The 525-nt window shown below is 69.1% G+C and carries 1 protein-coding gene; it reads left to right on the forward strand.

Features of this window, described 5'->3' with window-relative positions:
* Nucleotides 1–525 (forward strand): ISL3 family transposase (locus N864_RS22985; protein ID WP_034723088.1); only part of this gene is annotated, 525 nt, incomplete at both ends.

Raw genomic sequence — 525 nt, forward strand, 5'->3', positions numbered from 1 at the left:
ACGTGTCCGCGGACGGCGCGGACTGGATCGCGGCGGTGGTCGCCGAGCGGTGCCCGAGCGCGGTCCGCTGCGCGGATCCGTTCCATGTCGTCGCATGGGCCACCGACGCGCTGGATGAGGTCCGCCGGGACGCGTGGAACACCGCGCGTGGCGCGGTGAACAAGCGCAGGGCGGGCCGGGCCAGCGGGCACGCGAAGGACCTCAAGGGCGCGCGGTACGCGTTGTGGAAGAACCCGGAGAACCTGACCGACAAGCAGCAGGCGAAGCTGGCGTGGGTGGCCAAGATCGACCCGCGGCTGTACCGCGGGTACCTGCTCAAGGAGGGGCTGCGGCTGGTGTTCCAGCTGCCCTACGAGCAGGCCGTCGAGGCGCTCGAGAGATGGGTCTCCTGGGCCCGGCGGTGTCGCATCGACGCGTTCGTGAAGCTGCAGAAGAAGATCGTCAAACACCGCGAGGCGATCCTCGCCGCGATAGAGCACGGCCTGTCCAACGGTCGGATCGAGTCGGTCAATACCAAGATCCGGC

Source organism: Intrasporangium chromatireducens Q5-1 (assembly GCF_000576575.1).
GTDB classification, from domain to species: domain Bacteria; phylum Actinomycetota; class Actinomycetes; order Actinomycetales; family Dermatophilaceae; genus Intrasporangium_A; species Intrasporangium_A chromatireducens.